Annotated in this window: 2 protein-coding genes; one reads left to right on the plus strand and one right to left on the minus strand. The window is 35.0% G+C overall.

What is annotated here, in order from left to right:
- Positions 1 to 250, plus strand: a 250-nt coding sequence (locus DYY66_RS06625) for a VOC family protein (protein WP_218583642.1), incomplete at its 5' end; no start/stop codon positions are given.
- Between the two features lie 2 nt (positions 251 to 252).
- On the opposite strand, the gene DYY66_RS06630 is transcribed toward DYY66_RS06625, so the two are convergent.
- Entirely contained in the window at positions 253 to 423 is a 171-nt protein-coding gene (locus tag DYY66_RS06630) for a hypothetical protein (RefSeq protein WP_166287280.1), read from the minus strand.
- Between the last annotated feature and the right edge of the window lie 231 nt (positions 424 to 654).

Consider the following 654-nt stretch of genomic DNA (forward strand, 5'->3'; position numbering starts at 1 on the left):
GTTCCTTGAACTAATAGAACCTGCATCACCAGATTCTGCCATTAGTAAATTTGCAAAATCTGGAGGTGGAATACATCATATCTGCTATGAGGTAAAAGACATAGAATCAGAGCTAGAATCACTTGCAAAAAAAGGTGCTACCATTCTAGTAAACCCTGTCAGAGGCTTTGACGAGCGTCGTATTGCATTTGTAGATTTGAATACAAAAAATACAAACTGTGGCCTTGTCGAGCTCTTGGAAATAAAATGATATTATTTCGTGGTTTCTAGTTTCAAAATCTCTTCGCTTGCAATTCTTTTTTCAGATTCTAGTGTTCCTTTTTGTTCATTGCTAAGATTTTGATCTTTGAGCTTTTCATTTACCTGATCGAGTCTTATCTTTTGGATTGCAATTGATTCAGCTAGTGCTTTTTTCTTGTTCATATGATACATCGAATTAAGATGTGGATTTAACAGTGCCTATGAAGACTAGTCATGAAAAATCATACAATGAATTTCACGTGTATGTAATAACAGAAGGAAATTTTCAGGTCAATTCATTATGGCATTTTGGACATGTACCTGATTCTATATCAGAATGATCTTTTCGTGGTTTTGCTTGATATCCACACTTCATGCATGATCCAGTTGTGAAAGGTGACATGATAACTGGTA

Source organism: Candidatus Nitrosotalea sp. FS (assembly GCF_011319475.1).
GTDB lineage: Archaea > Thermoproteota > Nitrososphaeria > Nitrososphaerales > Nitrosopumilaceae > Nitrosotalea.